The organism is Streptomyces roseochromogenus subsp. oscitans DS 12.976, from assembly GCF_000497445.1.
In the GTDB taxonomy this organism is placed as follows: Bacteria; Actinomycetota; Actinomycetes; order Streptomycetales; family Streptomycetaceae; genus Streptomyces; species Streptomyces oscitans.
Window position 1 is genome coordinate 1,531,015 of sequence record NZ_CM002285.1, and the last position, 18,774, is coordinate 1,549,788.

Below are 18,774 nucleotides of genomic sequence, written 5' to 3' on the forward strand. Positions count from 1 at the left end.
ACTTCCCGGGGCCGGCTGCCGCGCGGGCTGCCGCTGGGGCCGGTCGCCTCGCTCACAGGGCCGCGAACCGTCCGCCGACGTGAGTGCCCGCACCTCACGGGCCTAGATTCATCCGTCATGACAGACGACGACGGTGCACGGCGCGTGGACATCGTCCACCGGCCCGGCGATCCACCGAGCGAGGCGCTGCGGGTGCGAGTGGGCGACGAGATCGCGGTCACCCTGCACGGATCGCCCGCCTACGGCTGGACACCGGTCGAGGTGACCGAGGGGCCGTTGGCGGTGGTCGAGGCGCACGCCACCGAGGGAACCGTACATGCCACATTCAGGGCGACCGCTGCCGGTGTGGCGGGGCTGCGGTCGACCTCGTCGTTCCGCGGGGACCGGTTCGGGCCCCGGACGCGGCTGTGGCGGCTGCAGGTCCACGTCGATCAGTCATAGGCGGAGGAGGCGCCGTCACGGGGCCACGGTGAGAGTACGCCGACACGACGATGCCTCAAGACGCCCCCGGATGGCGGGGATGCAGGGCAATCCCTGCGTCGGCACAGGGGAAACCCTGTGTCTTTACGGTGGGTTGACTGTGCCCCGTAAATTCTCGATTGCTTGGCGTGATTTCGCCGTCAACTCCCTTGTTACGTGTCATGTCCGGTGCAAGCATCCCGCATTGCGAACACGCGCTCCCTCGGCGTGAACGTCCTTCTCTCCCCGACACGCCGGGTCAACCCCGGCTGCCCGAAAGGATGTTCCGTGACCCGGTCCAGACGCAGACGCACACGCAGACGCGGCCTGACAGCCGCGCTCACCGCGATCCTCACCGCTGTTCCCGCTCTCTGGTTCGCCGCTCCCGCGGCCCAGGCCGACCCCGCGCCCCACACTCCGGCGGCCCACCGCTCGGCCGACACCGGCCCCGCCGTACGCCACGACACCTCCCCCACCCTGCGTTCCATGGCCGCCCACGCACACCACGGGCACCATGGCAAGAAGGTGCAGGACGACGATCCCGGTGAGCAGCGGCTGCCGCACCCGCCCGCCTCTCCCCTCCCCGACCCGGTCGTCCAGTCCAGCCCGGGTGGCCCGTCCGCGCCCTCCACAGGGACGAATTTCGAGGGCATCGGCGCCGGCAACTACTCGATCACCGGCGTCCCGCCGGACCCCAACGCGGCCGTCGGCGCCGGCCAGATCGTCGAGACCGTGAACACCGCCTACGCGGTGTACTCCAAGTCCGGCGCCACGGTCCTCGCTCCGACCGACACCAGCACGCTCTGGTCCGGGTTCGGTGGCTCCTGCCAGACCACCAACGACGGTGACGCGGTGGTCCGCTGGGACACGCTCGCGAGCCGCTGGGTGGTGACACAGTTCGCCAACGTCTCCTCGGCCTCCGGGCCGTACTACGAGTGCGTGGCCGTCTCCACCGGCACGGACGCGACCGGCAGCTACTACCGCTACTCGTTCCAGTACGCCGACTTCCCGGACTACCCGAAGCTGTCGGTGTGGCCGGACGCGTACTACGTCACGTACAACATGTTCACCGCCTCCGGCAGCTTCCTCGACGCCGAGGCGTGCGCGCTGAACAGGTCAGCCATGCTGACCGGTGCGGCCGCGGGCCAGCAGTGCTTCACCACCTCGTCCTCCTACGGCGGCCTGCTCGGCGCCGACCTGGACGGCTCGACCGCGCCACCGTCCGGCGAACCGGAGCTGATGACGGGTCTGGGGACGACGAGTACGACACTGGCGTACTGGAAGTTCCACACCGACTGGACCACTCCGGCCAACTCCAGCTTCAGCGGGCCGACTTCGCTGACCGTGGCGTCGTACACCACGGCCTGTGGCAGCTCGGGCACCTGCATCCCGCAGAGCGGGACCAGTCAGCAGTTGGACTCGCTCTCCGACCGGTTGATGTTCCGGCTGGCGTACCGGAACTTCGGGGACCATGAGTCGCTGGTGGTCAACCATGCGGTGACGGCAGGCAGTTCGGTGGGCGTGCGCTGGTACGAGCTGCGGATGTCCGGCGGGAATCCGACCGTGTACCAGCAGGGGACGTACGCGCCCGACTCCACCTACCGGTGGATGGGCTCGATCGCCGAGGACAAGGCGGGCAACATCGCCCTCGGCTACTCCCAGTCCTCGTCCTCGGCGCACCCGTCGAGCCGGTACACCGGACGCCTGGCCGGGGACACCCTCGGCACGATGACACAGGGCGAGGTCACCGCGATCACCGGCGGCGGCTCGCAGACGAGTTACAGCCGCTGGGGCGACTACACCTCGATGGCCGTCGACCCCACGGACGACTGCACCTTCTGGTACACGAACGAGTACATCCCGGCCAACGGCAACTTCAACTGGCACACCAGGCTCGCCTCGTTCACGCTGCCCAACTGCGGCTCCACCGCGAGCAATGACTTCTCGGTGTCCGTCAGCCCGGCCTCGGCGAGCGTCGCGGCAGGTTCCCCGGCGACCACCACCGTGTCCACCGCGGTCACCTCCGGCTCGGCGCAGTCGGTGAGCCTGTCCGCGTCCGGGCTGCCCAGCGGGGCGACCGCGTCCTTCACCCCGTCGACGGTGACCGCCGGCGGCTCGTCGACGCTGACGGTGGGCACGTCCTCGTCGACGCCGGCGGGAACGTACAACATCACCGTCACGGGTACGGGCGCTTCGGCCACCCACACCGCCACCTTCACGCTGACGGTCACCTCCGGCGGCGGTGGCGGGATCACCAACGGCGGCTTCGAGACGGGCAGTCTGACCGGCTGGACCTCGACGGGAACCACGTCCGTGGTCAACTCCGGTGCCCACAGCGGGACATACGCCGCCCGCGTCGGCGGCACCTCGCCGACCAACGGCGACTCCTCGATCGCCCAGACCTTCACCGCACCGTCCGGGACCAGCACGCTCGGCTTCTTCTACAACGTGACCTGCCCGGACACGCTCACCTACGACTGGGCGACGGCCACCCTGAAGGACAACACCACCGGTACGACCACCACGGTGCTGGCCAAGACCTGTGTGTCGTCCTCCGGCTGGATCCAGAAGACCGCCTCGGTCACGGCCGGGCACAGCTACACGCTCACCCTGATCAGCCACGACGACAACTACTCGGGTGACGCCACCTACACCCGCTACGACGACGTGACCCTCTCCTGATCCACCGGACTGATCCACCGACGTCGTCCCCCGGGGTGGGCCGCCCACCGCGCATCGGTCGCCCACCCCGCCACCGAACCGCCATCCACGACAAGGGGTCTCCTCATGTCGCGCACCGCTCTCCGCAGATCCGTCGCGACCACCGTCACCGCCCTGCTCTCCCTGGGCGGGCTGCTCCTCGCCTCGCACCCGGCCCTCGCCGACGTCTCCAACGGCGGCTTCGAGTCGGGCAGTCTGACCGGCTGGACGACCGCCGGTACGACTGCAGTGGTCAACTCCGGCGCCCACAGCGGGACATACGCCGCCCGTGTCGGCGGCACCACGCCCACCAACGGCGACTCGTCGATCGCCCAGACCTTCACCGCGCCGACCAGCGCCAACCAACTGTCCTTCTGGTACAGTGTCACCTGCCCAGACACGCTCACCTACGACTGGGCCACGGCCACCCTCGCCGACACGACGGCCGGCACCACGACGACCGTGCTGGCCAAGACCTGCACCAACGGCCAGGGCTGGCAGCAGGTCACCTCGGCCGTTACCGCCGGGCACAGCTACACCCTCACACTCGTCAGCCACGACGACAACTACGCGGGCGACGCCACCTACACGCTCTACGACGACGTCGCCTTCACCACCGCCACCCCGCCGCCCGGTCTGACCCAGGTCAGCACGGACCCGTTCACCAACACCTCCAGTCAGCACGCCACCGAGCTGGAACCCGACACCTTCGCGTACGGCAACACGATCGTCGCCTCCTCCCAGGTCGGCCGGTTCACCGACGGCGGCTCCTCCGACATCGGCTGGAACACCTCCACCGACGGCGGCACAACCTGGCAGCACGGCATGCTCCCCGGCATCACCACCTACCAGGGCGGCACCTGGGCCCGCGTCTCGGACCCGTCCGTTGCCTACGACGCCAAGCACGGCACCTGGATGGTCACCGGACTGGTCATCGACTCCAACGTCAACGGCGCAGGCGTCACCGTCAGCCGCTCCGCGAACGGCACCAGCTGGCAGAACCCCGTCATGGCGGTCGGCAACGACGGCCAGGGCTACGACAAGGAATGGATCGTCTGCGACAACAGCACCTCCAGCGCGTACTACGGCACCTGCTATGTCGAGGTCGACATCACCTCGTCCGGCAACCGTGTGGTCATGAGCCGGTCCACCGACGGCGGCGCCACCTGGTCCAGCCCCGTGTCGCCCTCCGGCAATCCGACCGGGCTGGGCGGCCAGCCGCTCGTCCAGCCGAACGGCACGGTCGTGGTCCCCTACTCCACCAACGGGTCCTCGATTCGTGCCTTCAACTCCACCAATGGCGGCTCCAGTTGGAGCTCCAGCACGCTGATCGCCAACGTCAGCAGCCACGCCGTGGCCGGCAACCTCCGCGACGGTGAGGGCCTGCCGTCCGCCGAGATCGACGGCTCCGGCAAGATCTACGTCGCCTGGCAGGACTGCCGCTTCCGCTCCGGCTGCCCCGCCAACGACATCGTCTACTCCACCTCGACCAACGGCACCAGCTGGTCGGCCGTGACCCGCGTCCCGATCGACGCCACCACCAGCAGCGTCGACCACTTCATCCCCGGCATCGGCATCGACCCCACCACCTCGGGCAGCACGGCGAAGATCGGCCTCTACTACTACTTCTACCCGGACGCCAATTGCACCTCCTCCACCTGCCAGCTGGAGGTCGGCTACATCTCCTCCGCCAACGGCGGCAGCACCTGGAGCAGGCCGGCCACCGTCGCAGGGCCCATGTCCCTGTCCCAGATCGCCGACACCACGCAGGGCAGCATGGTCGGCGACTACATCTCCACCTCGGTCATCAGCGGCAAGGCCGTCTCCACCTTCGCCGTGGGCAAGACGCCGGCCAACGGCCAGGCCTTCGACGAAGCCCTCTACACCGCAGGGCCTCTCGCCGTCACCGGCGGCAGCGCCCGCTCGACCGCCCACGGCGCGGCGAGCGTCACCGCCCCCTCCAAGTCCGCCGGATCCGGCCCCCTGCCGACTCGGCGCTGATCTCTCCGCTTGTCCGTTCCGAGGTGCGTTCCGGTGTCCGCCGGAACGCACCTCTGTGACAGCCGGAGTGCCGCCCCCGGGCCATGCCCGCGCCCGGAACCGACCAGCGCGGTGGGGCGTCCAACCCGTATGAAGCGCCCCCTGCGCACGACGCTCGCCGTCCCGGCCCTGGCCGCCGTGCTGTCGGCTGCCGGATGCGCGGACTCCCGCGGGTCCGGAACACCGGGCGCGTCCGGCTCCGGGATCGAGGGCCGCACCACGGTCGACGGCGGCTGCCCGGTGATCCGCGTACACAGCCCCTGCCCCGACCGGCCCCTGCGCGCCCGGCTGACCATCACCGGCCGGGGTGCCGAAAGGACGGTCGCCGAGACCACCAGCGGTGCCGACGGCCACTTCCGTGTCTCACTGCCGCCGGGCACCTACACCGTCCATCCCGCCAACCTCACCGGCGCGGTCGCGCCGATCGCCCAGCCGACGAACGTCACCGTCACCGTCGGACGGTTCGCCACGGTCGTCATCCCGTTCGACTCGCGTATCCGCTGAGTCCCCCTGCTCCCGAGGGGAACCGAACCGCGGTCGAGAACGTCGCACGGGCGTCCAGCCGTACGAAGGAGTGGTCATGATGAGGGACAGCAGCAGACCCGGACGCGTGTCCTGGCCTCGGCTCGGAGCCGTGCTGGTGACCGTCTCCTGCCTCGTGACCGCCTGCGGAGGCAGCGGCCACGGCTCGCACCCGGACGCGACACCACCGGCCCCTTCGGCCGATCCTGTCACCCGAGGCCCCTCGCAGAGCAGTCCCGGCACACCGCGCCCCCGCTGCGTCACCCGCTCCGCAACCCTCACCCACGGCCCCGGCGAGCCCTCCGTACACGACCTGTGCGTGCGATCCGGTACGACGGTCACCGTGATCCTTCAGCCCCGCCCCCAGGGCCCCTGGCCGCGGCCGCGCACCAGCAACCCGATGCTGGCGCTCGTGACGTCCACCGCCACCGACGGCAAGGGCGCCACCCGCGTGACGGTGCGTTCCGCGCGCACCGGGTCGGTGACCATCACCTGGGGGCCGGACAGCACGCCGGTCTTCACGCTTCGGCTGAGTGTGGCGGCGTATCCGGTGCAGTGAGCCCGAACGTCGGACGGCCGGTGCGCCCCGTAAGAGGGGCCGCACCGGCCGTCGTCGTACGACGCAGCGTACGGGTGGTAATCAGTCCTTACGGGCCTTGAGGCGCCGTACGTCGAAGGACCAGATGCCGCGTCCGTGGGTGGCGGCGTACAGCGTGCCGTCGGGGCCGAGGCGCAGCTGCATCACGGCCGTGGTGGGCAGGTCGTGGCCCAGGACCAGCCACTTCGTGGCGCCGGCGGGGCGGTAGAAGGTGGCCAGGTCGGTGCCGAGGGCGAGGCCGCCGTTCGGGAGGAGCTTGACGGTGTCGGCGGGGACGTCGGGCAGGTTGGCCGAGATGTCCGTCCAGCTGGCGCCGCCGTCCTTGGACTCGAAGACGTGGCCCACGCCGGCGCCCGGTCCCTCGGTCCACTTGCGGGAGAAGCCGTTGATCGCCACGTACACGTGCTGGGCGTCGGCCGGGTCGATCTCGAAGCCGGAGACGTACCGGTTCGGGATGGTGCCGTCGACCGGGAGGTTGAGCTGGTGCCAGCCGGTGCCGTCGGCGTTGCCGACCGCGATGCCCCGGGTGAAGCCCTGGTTGTTGCAGGGCCCGCACCAGCCGACGTACACCGTGCCACCCGAAGACGCCACGGCCGTGGCCACATGGCCCTCACCGAGGTCGTAGGCGTTCGCCCACTCCTTGCCGGAGCGGATCGCGAAGCCCTTGGTGTTCACCCACACGTGCCGGCCACCGGCGATCCAGGTGCCCGTGTCCTTGGCGTCGGCGGCGATCGGGGCGATGAAGCGGGCGCCCGCGCCGCCCTGGTCCTTGTCCGGCGGGGCGACCTCGTACTCGGTGGCCTTCGACGGGTCCGTCGACCACGAGCCGTCGTTCACACCACAGTTCTGCGTGACCCACACGTCCAGGTAGACGTACTCGGCGGCGATGTTGCAGCCGTTGGCCGGGTCGGCGATCGTGTCACCGCCGTCACCGCCGAAGTTCGAACCCATCACCTTGTCACGGCCGCGCAGGATCGACTGACCGTTGTCCTGCAGGCCACCGGTCACCGAGACGCCACCATTGGTGAGGTCCTTGCCGACGCCCACCGAGTAGTACTGGAGGGTGTCGAGGGTGCCGTCGCTCAGGGACTGCCAGTCCTTGGCGTGGCCGCCGGAGTCGACCGCGCCGTTGAGCGGGCGGCGGTAGATGCCGCCGTCGTTGCCGACGTACGCCCAGGTCTTGCCCTGGTAGCTGCCGATCGCGACCGCGTGCTGGTCGGAGTGGGTCGTGGGCGAGCAGTCACCCGTCTGCTTCGAGGGGTCGATGCTCCAGCAGGGGAAGGGGAAGTTCCAGTACGGGCCCGGAGTCGTCCAGCTCTGCCCGCCGTTCTTGGTCTCGAAGACCTCCTCCAGACCGAGGTAGAGGTGATCCGGGTTGGCCGGGTCGACCTGGAGGAACTGGTTGTACCAGGCCTGGATGCCGGGCATGTAACCCGCGCTCTGCAGTGCCGATCCGGACGCCTTCAGCTTGGTGTAGTCCGCGATCAGCGTCCACGGCCCGAACGGCGAGCCGTTCTTCGACACATACACGCCCTTGAGCCCGCTGTCCGGGTTGGCGGCCATCTGCGCCGGGGACTGGTCGATGGCGTACAGCCGCGAGCCGTCGGCCGCCGAAGCGAACGTCACGTTGCCGACGTCGGCACTGCTGGTCGGCAGGTCACCAAGCCCGCTGACCGGCTTCCAGCTGCCGTCGTCAGCCTTCGCGTACAACCCGTTGTAGGTGTCACCGCCACGCCAGCCCACCGCAAGGAGAACCTTGTTCGGGTCCTTGGGGTCCACAGCGATGTCGTTGGCGATGTTCTTGTACGGCGCGCTCGGGTCGTCCGCCTTCGAACCGCCCGGCAGATAATCCGGGTTGGGCGCGAACTCGTGCTTCCACGGACCGGACAGGGTGGTCGTGGAGTGCGACCACACGCCGGTGCTGGTCGCCGCCCACACCGTGGTGCCCGCGAAGCGCAGCGCGTGGATGACCGTGGACTCCAGCTCGGCACCACCCACGCGGTCACCGGGCTGGAACTGCCCGTGGCGCGGGTCCTTCAGGACGTAGACGCCCGTACCCACGAAAGACGTCGCCCCGGTGTTGGACTCGCCGGTGGCGTACCAGAGCCGCTGCCGGCCGTCGAGAGCGAGGGTGCCCGTCGACAGGGACGGCAGCTTGTCGGCGATCGGCTTCCAGTGCCCGCCGCCGGTCGTCGAGCGGAAGACACCACCGTTGGCGCCACCCGCGTACACATAGCCCTGGTCGTCCGCGGCGATCCCGGTGATCCGGCCGGTCACCTTGCCCGCGCCGCCACTGGAGTTGGAGTTCACATCGCGGTAGCGGGGATCGTCGGAGTTGTACGCCTTCTTCGTGACGTGGTCCCAGCCGCCGCTCGTGTGCCGCATCGACTGCAACTGCTGCCAGGCCGCCCCGTAGGCGCCGGGCGCGACCACACCGGGCGCGGTGCGCGCCTCGGTGAACTGTGCCGTCGACTCGGCGGAGTTCTCCGCCTCGTCGGCGCCGCCGTCATCGCCGCCCTCTGCCGCGGCGAGGGCGGACATGCCGTGGCCCGCGTGCACCGCCTTGATGTGCTCACGGCCGATGGCGGCCTGGTGGCGCGCCTGCCAGGGCCGCGGTCTGGTGTTGTTCGACGACGCGAACGACTGGGTGGTCACCAGTCCGAACGCGGCCGCCACGACGGTGCAGGTGATGAACCGCCGCTGATGCCTCGTGGGCAGCATGCCCTCTCCTCCCTGCAGCGGGCATATGGGGGTGTCCCGGTGCAGGAGGGATCTTGGCGTGACCACAACAGCCACACAAAGGGCTCACAGGAAAAATGGCGGGTTGTTTACCTTGCGCATCACCGGACGATCCTGTGCGGTCGGGCTCCCTGAGGTCCCGCCGTGCGCGGTGTGGCGGTGGCCATCACGAAGGGGCCGTAGTCCGCGCCGACGGCGAACCACCCGCTGTAGGCGTCCGTCGAGTCCTGCGGAGCGTTGGCGTTGGTCTCGACGAACAGCGGCCGTACGGCGAAGCGTCCGTCGGCGGCGAGGCCCTCGTAGTCGCCGAGGAAGTGCCCCCCGGCGTAAGGGGCCTGGAGCCAGTCGAACACCCGGGAGATACGGCGCTCGGTAGCCCGGTTCTCCGCGCCGCGCGGGAAGGTGAGCAGCCAGGCGGCGGTGGGCAGGGTCGTGGTGTTCCCGGCGGTGAGGTAGCGCAGGTCGTAGTAGGTGATCGCGACCGTGCCACGTGCGTCGACGCTGATGGAGGGTGTGAAGGCGGGTGCGGAGGCAACCTGGTTGACCCGCTGCGGGGCGGACCAGGTCCGGCCACCGTCGGTGGAGTGGGTCAGCTCGACGGAGTTGTAGGCACCACCGCTGAAGTCCGAGCCCTCGTAGGCGACATACAGCTCACCGGTGTGCGGATCGATGGCGACGTTCGGCAGGTCGCCGCCCGCCCGGAGCGACTTGGTCACATCGGTGGGGGCGTTGGGATCGGCTTCGGGTACGGACGTGTCCTTGGCGAGGGTGACCGGCTTGCTCCACGTACGGCCCTGGTCGGTCGATTTCACGACGGCGAAGTGCAGGTCGGTGGGGGTGAAGGTGCCGGTCGTGTAGTCGATGTCGTACGTCTGCCAGTCGAAGACGTCGTAGAGGGTGTCGGTGCGCGGGTCGACGACGATGACATTGCCGATGGTCTGCGAGTGCGGGACGACCGAGGTGTCCACGAACGGGCGGGCCGTGGACCAGTGCCGTCCGCCGTCGTGGGTGACGGAGATGTAGGAGGGCCCGTCGTAGATCTTGGCGGGGTCGTCCTCGTCGATGCGGTCCCAGACCTGGTAGGCGACGCCCGGGTGGACGGGGTCGGCGGTGACGGAGTTCTTGTCGTTGCTGAACTGGGCCTGTGTGTCATCGATCAGAGGAGTCGTCCGCATCCAGGTGCGTCCACCGTCGTACGACGTCGAGGCGGCCACACCGTTGCGCGCGTCGGTCGCGTCGAACACGAGGCCGCTGGCGTAGACCGTGCCGTCGGGGCCGGTGCTCACCCAACCGTCCGACGCACGCTGGTAGCCGAGCCCGCCCGGCGCGCAGTGCGAGAACGGCAGCGGGGTCTCGGTGAAGTGCCGTCCGTCGTGGGTGTACGTGGCGGTCAGGCCCCGGGCGCCGCCGTTGGACCAGCGGTCCTGCTGGAAGATGCCGACCGCGTCGCGCGGGTCGCGCGGGGAGACAGTGACGTACGGCTCGTCCTCCGCGGAGGGGTAGTTGGTGCCGGTGCCGTCGCCGCTGATGTCGCAGGCGGCGTAGGGGTCACCGGGCGAGACGGGACGGACCGGCTGTGCTTCGCCCGCGGCCGTGGCACTGCCCACAGCGGCGACGAGCAGAAACGCGGCCGCGGTGGCCACGAGAGACGCTCTTGTGCGTGTGCGCACGACGGAACCCCCAACTCTCCGAAGAACGGGCTGGCTTGGGCTGTACTTGCGCAGACACGGTCCCAGTGTCACCGACACACGTCACCGAGACATTCACCGGGACATTCACCGGGACAGGAGTGGACACGAGTCGCCCGGTGAGCGTAGCCCCGCGCCGGGTGAGCGGAGTTGGTGGAAGCGGTCAAAGACACGTCAATTGTTGGGGCGAGGGGCCAGTGCCCCTGAGCACACGAGAGCCGGGGGGAGCCGAGGTGCCGTTCCCGGCGGCGAGGAAGGCGTCGTACCGAGGCTCGCCGGTGCTGCGCCCACGGTCGCGGTGAGATCGTGATCGTCGGCGAGCTTCGCGACGGCCCGGTGGGAGGCGGCTACGCCAGGAGGCGCAGTCTGGCCAGCCACATCACCTCCTCGCGGCTGCGGCCGCTGTGGTCGGCGGCGATGAAGTGGCTGCCGATGCGCAGCGAGTAGGTGAGCAGGCAGCGGACCTCGACCTCGTCCTCGTCGGGACAGAAGGCGCCGAACAGTGAACGCAGGTACTCCATGCGCCGGTTGTCCACCTGCCGGAGCCACTGTGCGACGGCTTCGTCATGCCGGGCCCAGTCGCGGATCGCGAGCTCCACGGCGACGCCGGTCGCCGGGCCGTCACCGGCCGAGGCAACGACCGTGAACAGCCGCTCAAGCCTGGCCCTGGCATCTCCACCGTCCCGCTCGACCTGCTCGATCACCTTCTCCGTGACCTCCCGCTCCCACGTGTCGAGCATGTCGGCGAGGAGCGCCCCCCGGTTGGCGAAGTACCCGTAGAACCCGCCCTTGCTGACGCGGAGCGCCTGCGCCAGCGACTCGACCCGGACGGCTTCCGGGCCACCGGCGGCCAACGCCCGCAGCCCCTCCTCGATCCACTTGGCGCGAGGCGTGCGTGTCACGCCCATGATGTGTCTCCCCTCACACGTCTCACATCGACTATACGGTGCCGTATAGGTCCCTCTAGCCTTCGGCTATACGGCACCGTATAGATAATCGTATGGACAGGGGCCTGCCTTGAGACTCCCCGCAACCGCGCACACCTCCCGTCCCTGGCGGATCCACGAGATCGCCGGCGACTTCCATCTCGAGGACGTGTGGGCGCTCCCGACACCCGGCGGCCGCGACGACCTCCCGTACCTGGTCCGCCAGTTCACGAGCGGCGACTTCGTGGAGAACAGCACCTCCCAGGTGGCGCGCCTGCTCTTCGCGGTCCGCTGGAAACTCGGGGCACTGCTCGGCTGGGACAAGCCCGGCACCGGCGTCGGCGGGCGCGTGCGCACCCTCCACGACCGCTTGCCGGAAGATCTCCGCGACGCTCCCCGGGGACCTGCCTTCCGCGGGGGCACGTTCACGCCCCTCTATCTGACGCGGGACGAGTGGGCGGCCGAGATGGCGAACCAGACCGTGCACGCGGTGCTGCACGTCGGCTGGGTTCCGGACGACTCCGGCGGCTACCGCGGCCAGATGGCCATCCTGGTGAAGCCCAACGGGCTGTTCGGCGCCCTCTACATGGCAGCCATCAAGCCCTTCAGATACCTCGGGGTGTATCCGGCGCTGCACCGCGCGATCGGACGCACGTGGCAGGCCAACGCCAGCGAAAGGGCACGGGCTGATCGGGGGCAGCAGTAGGCGCAACTGGTGCCGCAACGCGAACATCACGGCTGTAGCCCTCATCTGCCGGGACCAGTGACGCTGGGAGTCTGGTGCGTCGCGGGACGATCTGAGGGTCGCCGCAGCCGGGCGGGCCGACGGCTGCGGACCGTCAGCGAGGCGTGGCGGCGGAGTCGGCCGTAGGCGTCGTAGGAGGGCGTTCGACGCGGGAGGCGGGGTCGAGGGTGAAGCCGATGACCGCGCCGCCGCCGGGCCGGTTGCGGGCGAAGGCGGTGCCGCCGTGGGTGACGGCGACGGCGTGCACGATCGCCAGACCCAGCCCGGAGCCGGGCAGGCTGCGGGCGCTGTCGGCGCGGTAGAAGCGGTCGAAGACACGGGGCAGGTCGGCCTCGGCGATGCCCGGTCCGCGGTCGCGCACCTCCACGCGCGTGCCCTTGATCGCGACTTCTACCGGCTCGGTGCCGTCCTGGTCGAACTTGGCGGCGTTCTCCAGCAGGTTGGTCAGCGCCCGCTGTATCGCGGCGGGCCGGGCCCGTACGACGGTGCTGTCGGCCTCGACGAGGATCTCCCGGCCGGTACGGCGCCGGGCCAGGGCGGCCGCCTCCTCGGCCACGCCGCTCAGCGCGGTGTCCGCGGGCTGTTCGGCGTCCCGGTCGCCGGCCGCGAGTTCCACCAGCTCGTTGACGAGGTTGACCAGTTCACGGGTCTCGCTCTTCATGTCCGCGATCAGGTCCGCCTTGGCCTGCGGCGGCAGCCGGTCGATGCGGTCCAGGAGGGCCACGTTGGTCTGCAACGAGGTCAGCGGGGTGCGCAGTTCGTGCCCGGCGTCCTGCACCAGCCGCCGCTGCACCTCCTCCGAGGCGGCGAGCCGGCCCAGCATCCCGTCGAACGCCCGCCCCAGCCGGCCGACTTCGTCCGGCCCGGCGACCGGGACCGCCGTGTCCAGCCGACCGGTGCGGGCCACGTCCTCGGCGACCCGCGTCAGCCGGACCAGCCGCCCGGCGATCCTGCGCGCCAGCCACCAGCCCGCCAGGCCGGCCACGACGATGACGGTGGCGCTCAGCTCGACGGTGCGTTCCTGCAGCTCCCTGAGCAGGACCTCGGTGTCGCTGTACTGCTGGGCAACTTGTACGGCGCCCCGCCCGCCGCCGAGTGCGACGGTGGCGACTCGGTAACGGTCCCCCTCGATCTCGGCCTTGTAGTAGATGGTGTGGCCGGCCGTGGCGTGCGAGGCCGCGGCGCGGTCGGCCACGCGGACCGGCAGCACGGGGTAGCCGTGTTCCTCGACGCGGCCCGCGGGACCGAGGACCTGGACATCGGTACGGATGCGGCGCGAGAGGTCGTCGCGGGGGCCGTCGTGGTCGGGGCTGGCGCTGAAGTAGTCCGACGGCGACAGATGTCGCTGGGCGACCTGCTGGTGCAGGTCGCTGACGACGCCGCGGAAGACGCCGTCCTGGTCGACCCGCACCATCCGCGCCGCCGCGTTGTAGCTCAGGAAGCCTCCGAGGAGGGTGGTGGCGGCGGTGACGCAGGCGAACGAGAGGGCGAACACGGTGCCCAGGCTGCGGCGGGGGTGCAGGATGGCGAGCCGTTGTCGCGCGTGGTCCATTGGGTACGGCTTTCTCCGGAGCGGTCGGCGCGCCCGCCAGTGTGCCAAGCCGACGGCTGCCGCGGCAGCTCATGACGGCCGTCGCCGACTGCTCTTACTGGCCTCTCACCGGGCCTTATGCACTTGCCCGAGGAGGCACGTTCTCTTACCGGAGTTGACCGGAGCCAAGCGCGGCGTCAGCCGGGAAGACGGAGGGCCGCCGGCACATCGGCTGCCGGCCGGCCCCTCCAGGGAGAGCTGACGTCAGCGGCTGGCCGCGCGACGGGAGCGGACCACCTCGATCAGCACGGGCAGCAGCGACAGCGCGATGATCAGCCCGATCGCCGGCAGCAGATACGAGTCGATGCTGCCCTTGAGGGAGTCGCCGAGCCGGTAGCCGAGCAGGATCACCCCGAGCGTCCACGCCGTGCCACCGACCACGTTCCAGATCAGGAACGCCCCGGCCCGCATGCCCAGCACCCCGGCCACCGGGTTGAGGAACGTACGCACGATGGGCACGAACCGCGCCAGCACCACCGCCTTGCCCGCGCCGTACCGGGTGAAGTACGCCTCCGCCTTGTCGACGTACTCCTGCTTGAACAGCCGCGAGTCCGGCCGGGCGAACAGTTTCGGTCCGAGCCGCGCTCCCAGCAGATGCCCGAGCTGCGCCCCGGCGATCGCGCACAGCGGCGCACCGACCAGCAGTCCTGGCAGGGACAGGTGGAAGCCCGGCCGGTCGAAGACCTGGTCCGCCGCTCCGGCGGCACCGACCCCGGCCAGGAACAGCAGGGAGTCACCAGGCAGGAAGAAGCCCACGAGCAGTCCGGTCTCGGCGAACACGATCGCCAGGATGCCGGCCAGCCCGAAGGCGGTGATCATCGACTGGGCATCCAGCACATTGACAGCGAGCTCCAACGCGGGCTCCTCAGGGGGTGGTTGACGTATGACACGGATCACACGGACGGAGGTCGGCGTGCCAGCCTCCCGCGCCCGCGCCCGTGTCCGGGTCGAGGGCGCCAACGGTGACCAGTCCGATGATGACGGTTCCCAGCAGCACCCGGTGAACGACCACCGCTGTCATCCAGAACGGTGCGACCTCGACCGTCCAGCGCCGCTGCGTCCGCCGGTCCGACAGCGTCACCCGTTCTGGCGGGACCGCGATCACCTCGTCCTCCGCCCCCGCGTCCATCAGGCCACCCTACGGCGACACCAGCCGCGCTACGGCGCAAGCGGGGACGCACCCGGCGACTTCTGTTCGCCTACGCCGGCCCCCACCTGCGCAACGACTCCTTCCGAGGGTGCCGCGAGGTCCTCTGGGCACTCGCCACGACGCACGTCCGTAGCCGGTGAAGCCCCGGATCGTCAGTTCTGGCAGGCGCATCCAGCGGCGCTCTTCCACGGGCCGAACCTTCCGGCAAGTCCCGCCACGGCACCCTGCTCCGGTCCGAAACATCTCCCCGCGCCGTCACGCTCCGGACGACGCCCCAGGTCGGTGGCCGGGACACGGCCCGGCGTCAGGACGCGGCAGCAGCCCGCAGGTCTTCGGCCGTCAGCAAGGACAACAGGCTGATGTCTTCTGCCTTGAGGGCCTCGGCGCCGCCTTGCTCCCGGTCGATCACGCACAGCGCCTCGTCCACCTGCGCGCCCAGGTTGCGCAGGTCCGCGGTCGACAGCACGATCTGTCCACCGCTGGTGACCACGTCCTCGATGACCAGCACCTTCCGGCCCGCAACCTCCGCGCCCTCGGCCAGACGGCACGTGCCATACGGCTTGGCGTGCTGGCGCACGAACGCGCAAGGAAGGCCCGTGTGTCGGCCGAGCGCGGTCACTACCGGGATACCGCCCATCTCCAGGCCGGCCAGCACCTGCGTGCCGGACGGTACCAGAGGGGCCATCCGCCGGGCGATCTCATCGAGCAGGACGGGATCCGCCTCGAACCGGTACTTGTCGAAGTACTCCGTGGCAGTACGTCCCGACCGAAGCGTGAACTGGCCGGTCAGATGAGAAGCGGCATGGATACGGAGAGCGAGATCAGAATGCGTCACAGGCGATCACTCTCCCAGCCGTCCCTCCTGACCAGCACACCGGCCCCCCCACGACACTCCACTACGGGATCGCCCGGACGACGCCTCTAGTCCCACTCCCATGTGATGCCGAGGACGCCCGGCCGTATCTGCTGCTCCACGAGGTGGACCGAGCCATGGGCGTTCAGCGTCAGATCGGCGACCGCCTCGCGAGGGGCGGTTGCCGTGGGGCGGGCGAAGCGGCGGCAGTGGACGGGCAGAGCCGCGCGGTCGAAGCCGACCTGAAGGACGTACTGACCACCGCCGTAGGTGAAACCGCGAACGTACTCGTGGCTGGGCGCGCCGGTTCCGTCCTCGAAGCGGTATCCCAGGACCGCGGTCTCCCCGGCTCTCAACCGCCCGTCGAAGAGCAGCTCGACGACGATCACCCCCGAAGCGCCGTGGCGCCGGATCCGCCCGACCCTGCAGTTGCCGAGACCGCGTACCCGTACCCGTTCCGTGTCGCAGCCGGGGTCGCCGTGATGGATGGCGAGATAGCGGTCGACGCCATCACGGTGGGCCCGTACGACGTGATGCGAGTCGCGGGCGGTGAGCTCTCGACAGGCACCGATGTGAACGTGCTCGTAGTGGATCACGGTGTGCAGCCCGCCGTCCGCCGGTGCCGCCAGACTCGCCAGCAGCGATTCGAGCGCGGCGGCGGGTTCGAGGAGGGTGCGATACGGGCGGGCCGGGGGACGGTCGCTCGTGGCACGTGGACCTATCAGGCGGGTGAGGGCATGCGGGGGAAGCTCCAGGACCTCCTCGAGCGCGGTGACGGCACGAAGCGACTCGGGCCGCTCGGGCCGCCGTACACCGCGCTGCCAGTAGCTGAGGCTGGTCACACCGACACGTATGCCGCGCTGGGCGAGCCGGTGCTGCACGCGATGCAGAGCCAGCCCGCGCGCGGCGAGCGCGGCCCGGAGCGCGGCGGAGAACGGGCCGGTGCGCAGGGCTTCGGCGAGTTCGGCCTCGGGGGTGGGACGGCGGGGCGAGCCGAGGGCTGGGTCGCCGGGGCGCGGGGTGGCACGGCGATCGGTACTGTGCGCTGCCATTGGGCCCCCTCCCCTCCCCCACCCCCCTCCGATTGTTTATCTGTGAACGTTCACTTCCCCGTTCCTGAACGGGGCGTTACTTGCGCTGCCAACTGCTGGTACCTGCCGTGGCGTTCACAACCGTACGGGTGGAGTTCACTTCGCCGCCAGCCCTGTGGATAACTTCATTGACCGGGACCCGACAAGAGATCGATGCTGCTGTCGCAGCGTCCGGACGCGCTCCTCCACCCCCACCCTGACTGGGAGGAACGCCATGTCCAGTACCACCCGGGGCCGTAGACGGCTGGCGAAAGCGGTCCTCGCGGCCGTCGCCGTCCTGACGCCCGCCCTCGTGCCGACGGCCACCGCTCACGCCACCCCGAACCCCGCCCCGAATGCCGCCCCGCATTCCGCTCCGTACGCCGCTCCTCGGGCCACAGCTCGCCCCGCCGCTCCCGCCGTCAAGCGCCTCAACATCACCATGCAGGCGCAGCAGAACAGCAACTGGTGCTGGGCGGCCAGCGGCGACACCATCGCGTCGTGGTTCGGGCGCAACTACACCCAGAACCAGTTCTGCGATGCCGCTTTCAACCGGCCCCAGGGCAGCACCTGCGGCAACTGGCAGGCGGCGTTGGACGACGTACAGAACGCCTTCGACTGGATGGGCATCAACCCCGGTACATACGTGAGCGGTTATCTGCGCTACGGCACCGTGCAGAACGAGATCAACGCCGACCGCCCCATCGAGACGCGCATCGAGTGGAGCTCCGGGGGCGGGCACATGCATGTGCTGTACGGCTACGACACCTCCGCCAACCAAGTCTACTGGGGCGACCCGTGGCCCTCCAACTACCGCTACAACTGGGGGGATTACGACTACTACGTGAGCAACAACTCGTTCACGTGGACCCACTCGCTCTACAGGATCGGAGCGTGACCCCATGACCCCGATCCGCACGTCACCGATCCAGACCACACCGACCCAGACCACACCGACCCAGGCCACACCGACCCAGAAGTCATCGAGCGGCACGTCACCAACCCCGACGTCACCGAAGCACCGCACACCGAACCGGCACGCGCCCGCCGGCCGCAAGCCCGTCCGCAAGGGTGCGGCGGTCACGGTGCTCTTCGCCACCGCGGCCCTCGGCGCGCTCGGCCCCGCCACCGCACACGCGGCGGCCGCCGGCGACTTCCCCGCGCCCTTCACCGCCGCTGACACCGCTCAGGCGCGCGAGGCGGCGTCGACTCCGGCCACCCTCCTCACCCTCTCGCGCTTCTTCGCCCGCGATGGCGCGATCGCGCCGAGCGCGGCCCGACCGCACCTGGTCGGGCCGTCGGTAACCGTGTCCTTCCTCGACCCGGGGTTCGTCGCCGGACGCCCGGGCGCCCCTGTCGCCGACCCGCAGTTCGTCGCGAGCAAGGCGGTCTCCGCGGACGGCCAGGTCGCGTCGGTGTGGACCGTGCGGACGGCGAAGGGGTGGAAGGTCGTGAACATCGCGACCGGCGGCGACGAGACCGACTACGTCAGCCAGGCGCACGGCCTCGGGACCGTCTTCCGGGAGCCGCAGATCGATGCCTGGTATGTGGTGCGCGACGGCCGTGTGCTGCCGCTCGACCCCGACGCGCGGCGCGCCGTGGGGAACGGCGGTGTGACCCTGGCCGCCTACCAGCGCCTGGTACACGCGAAATACGGCGACAAGCTCCCGGGTTCCGCCTACGACCGGGCGGG

General features: G+C 70.1%; 16 protein-coding genes. 8 read left to right on the forward strand and 8 right to left on the reverse strand.

The annotated features are described in order from the left end of the window. Nucleotides 1–117: 117 nt before the first annotated feature. From M878_RS56870 to M878_RS92135, 5 genes are all read left to right on the forward strand, one after another. Nucleotides 118–441, forward strand: a complete 324-nt coding sequence (locus tag M878_RS56870; RefSeq protein WP_023545438.1) for a hypothetical protein — start codon at nucleotides 118–120, stop codon at nucleotides 439–441. Between the two features lie 306 nt (nucleotides 442–747). After that, a complete protein-coding gene (locus M878_RS47205; protein ID WP_023545439.1) occupies nucleotides 748–3,141 on the forward strand; it encodes a hypothetical protein in 2,394 nt (797 codons plus the stop codon). 105 nt (nucleotides 3,142–3,246) lie between these two features. After that, nucleotides 3,247–5,160: an exo-alpha-sialidase gene (locus M878_RS47210; RefSeq protein WP_023545440.1), complete on the forward strand. Its 1,914-nt coding sequence runs from the start codon at nucleotides 3,247–3,249 to the stop codon at nucleotides 5,158–5,160. Nucleotides 5,161–5,289: 129 nt separating this feature from the next. Then, complete coding sequence (locus M878_RS56875) at nucleotides 5,290–5,703, forward strand: carboxypeptidase-like regulatory domain-containing protein (RefSeq protein WP_023545441.1); 414 nt, start codon at nucleotides 5,290–5,292, stop codon at nucleotides 5,701–5,703. 76 nt (nucleotides 5,704–5,779) lie between these two features. After that, complete coding sequence (locus tag M878_RS92135) at nucleotides 5,780–6,280, forward strand: hypothetical protein (RefSeq protein WP_023545442.1); 501 nt, start codon at nucleotides 5,780–5,782, stop codon at nucleotides 6,278–6,280. A gap of 81 nt (nucleotides 6,281–6,361) precedes the next feature. On the opposite strand, the gene M878_RS56890 is transcribed toward M878_RS92135, so the two are convergent. From M878_RS56890 to M878_RS56900, 3 genes are all read right to left on the reverse strand, one after another. Continuing rightward, nucleotides 6,362–9,040: a WD40/YVTN/BNR-like repeat-containing protein gene (locus tag M878_RS56890; protein ID WP_023545443.1), complete on the reverse strand. Its 2,679-nt coding sequence runs from the start codon at nucleotides 9,038–9,040 to the stop codon at nucleotides 6,362–6,364. 119 nt (nucleotides 9,041–9,159) lie between these two features. Next, complete coding sequence (locus M878_RS56895) at nucleotides 9,160–10,701, reverse strand: sialidase family protein (protein WP_023545444.1); 1,542 nt, start codon at nucleotides 10,699–10,701, stop codon at nucleotides 9,160–9,162. Nucleotides 10,702–11,093: 392 nt separating this feature from the next. Beyond that, nucleotides 11,094–11,654 carry a TetR/AcrR family transcriptional regulator gene (locus tag M878_RS56900; RefSeq protein WP_023545445.1) on the reverse strand — a complete coding sequence of 187 codons (561 nt, stop codon included), beginning with the start codon at nucleotides 11,652–11,654 and terminating at the stop codon, nucleotides 11,094–11,096. A 109-nt stretch (nucleotides 11,655–11,763) separates the two neighbouring features. Here M878_RS56900 and M878_RS56905 point away from each other — a divergent pair, with 109 nt between their 5' ends. After that, entirely contained in the window at nucleotides 11,764–12,378 is a 615-nt protein-coding gene (locus tag M878_RS56905) for a DUF2867 domain-containing protein (protein ID WP_023545446.1), read from the forward strand. A 133-nt stretch (nucleotides 12,379–12,511) separates the two neighbouring features. On the opposite strand, the gene M878_RS56910 is transcribed toward M878_RS56905, so the two are convergent. From M878_RS56910 to M878_RS56930, 5 genes are all read right to left on the reverse strand, one after another. Further along, nucleotides 12,512–13,969 (reverse strand): sensor histidine kinase, encoded by a 1,458-nt coding sequence (locus M878_RS56910; RefSeq protein WP_023545447.1) that lies wholly within the window; start codon nucleotides 13,967–13,969, stop codon nucleotides 12,512–12,514. Between the two features lie 243 nt (nucleotides 13,970–14,212). After that, entirely contained in the window at nucleotides 14,213–14,863 is a 651-nt protein-coding gene (locus tag M878_RS56915) for a DedA family protein (RefSeq protein WP_023545448.1), read from the reverse strand. Nucleotides 14,864–14,873: 10 nt separating this feature from the next. Continuing rightward, complete coding sequence (locus M878_RS98830; protein WP_023545449.1) at nucleotides 14,874–15,137, reverse strand: hypothetical protein; 264 nt, start codon at nucleotides 15,135–15,137, stop codon at nucleotides 14,874–14,876. Nucleotides 15,138–15,462: 325 nt separating this feature from the next. Continuing rightward, nucleotides 15,463–15,993, reverse strand: coding sequence for an orotate phosphoribosyltransferase (gene pyrE / locus M878_RS56925; RefSeq protein WP_023545450.1), 531 nt, complete (start codon nucleotides 15,991–15,993; stop codon nucleotides 15,463–15,465). Nucleotides 15,994–16,079: 86 nt separating this feature from the next. Further along, nucleotides 16,080–17,063 (reverse strand): hypothetical protein, encoded by a 984-nt coding sequence (locus M878_RS56930; protein WP_023545451.1) that lies wholly within the window; start codon nucleotides 17,061–17,063, stop codon nucleotides 16,080–16,082. Between the two features lie 253 nt (nucleotides 17,064–17,316). On the opposite strand from M878_RS56930, the gene M878_RS56935 reads away from it, so the two are divergent. Next, complete coding sequence (locus M878_RS56935; protein ID WP_023545452.1) at nucleotides 17,317–17,979, forward strand: papain-like cysteine protease family protein; 663 nt, start codon at nucleotides 17,317–17,319, stop codon at nucleotides 17,977–17,979. A 4-nt stretch (nucleotides 17,980–17,983) separates the two neighbouring features. Then, the coding region (locus M878_RS47215; protein WP_023545453.1) for a hypothetical protein at nucleotides 17,984–18,774 on the forward strand (791 nt) is incomplete at its 3' end.

Bases quoted from the DNA above. Each gene is read 5' to 3' on its own strand.
- M878_RS56870 (WP_023545438.1), top strand. From the start codon at position 118: ATGACAGACGACGACGGTGCACGGCGCGTGGACATCGTCCACCGGCCC.
- M878_RS47210 (WP_023545440.1), top strand. From the start codon at position 3,247: ATGTCGCGCACCGCTCTCCGCAGATCCGTCGCGACCACCGTCACCGCC.
- M878_RS56875 (WP_023545441.1), top strand. From the start codon at position 5,290: ATGAAGCGCCCCCTGCGCACGACGCTCGCCGTCCCGGCCCTGGCCGCC.
- M878_RS92135 (WP_023545442.1), top strand. From the start codon at position 5,780: ATGATGAGGGACAGCAGCAGACCCGGACGCGTGTCCTGGCCTCGGCTC.
- M878_RS56890 (WP_023545443.1), bottom strand. From the start codon at position 9,040: ATGCTGCCCACGAGGCATCAGCGGCGGTTCATCACCTGCACCGTCGTG.
- M878_RS56900 (WP_023545445.1), bottom strand. From the start codon at position 11,654: ATGGGCGTGACACGCACGCCTCGCGCCAAGTGGATCGAGGAGGGGCTG.
- M878_RS56910 (WP_023545447.1), bottom strand. From the start codon at position 13,969: ATGGACCACGCGCGACAACGGCTCGCCATCCTGCACCCCCGCCGCAGC.
- M878_RS98830 (WP_023545449.1), bottom strand. From the start codon at position 15,137: ATGGACGCGGGGGCGGAGGACGAGGTGATCGCGGTCCCGCCAGAACGG.
- M878_RS56930 (WP_023545451.1), bottom strand. From the start codon at position 17,063: ATGGCAGCGCACAGTACCGATCGCCGTGCCACCCCGCGCCCCGGCGAC.
- M878_RS56935 (WP_023545452.1), top strand. From the start codon at position 17,317: ATGTCCAGTACCACCCGGGGCCGTAGACGGCTGGCGAAAGCGGTCCTC.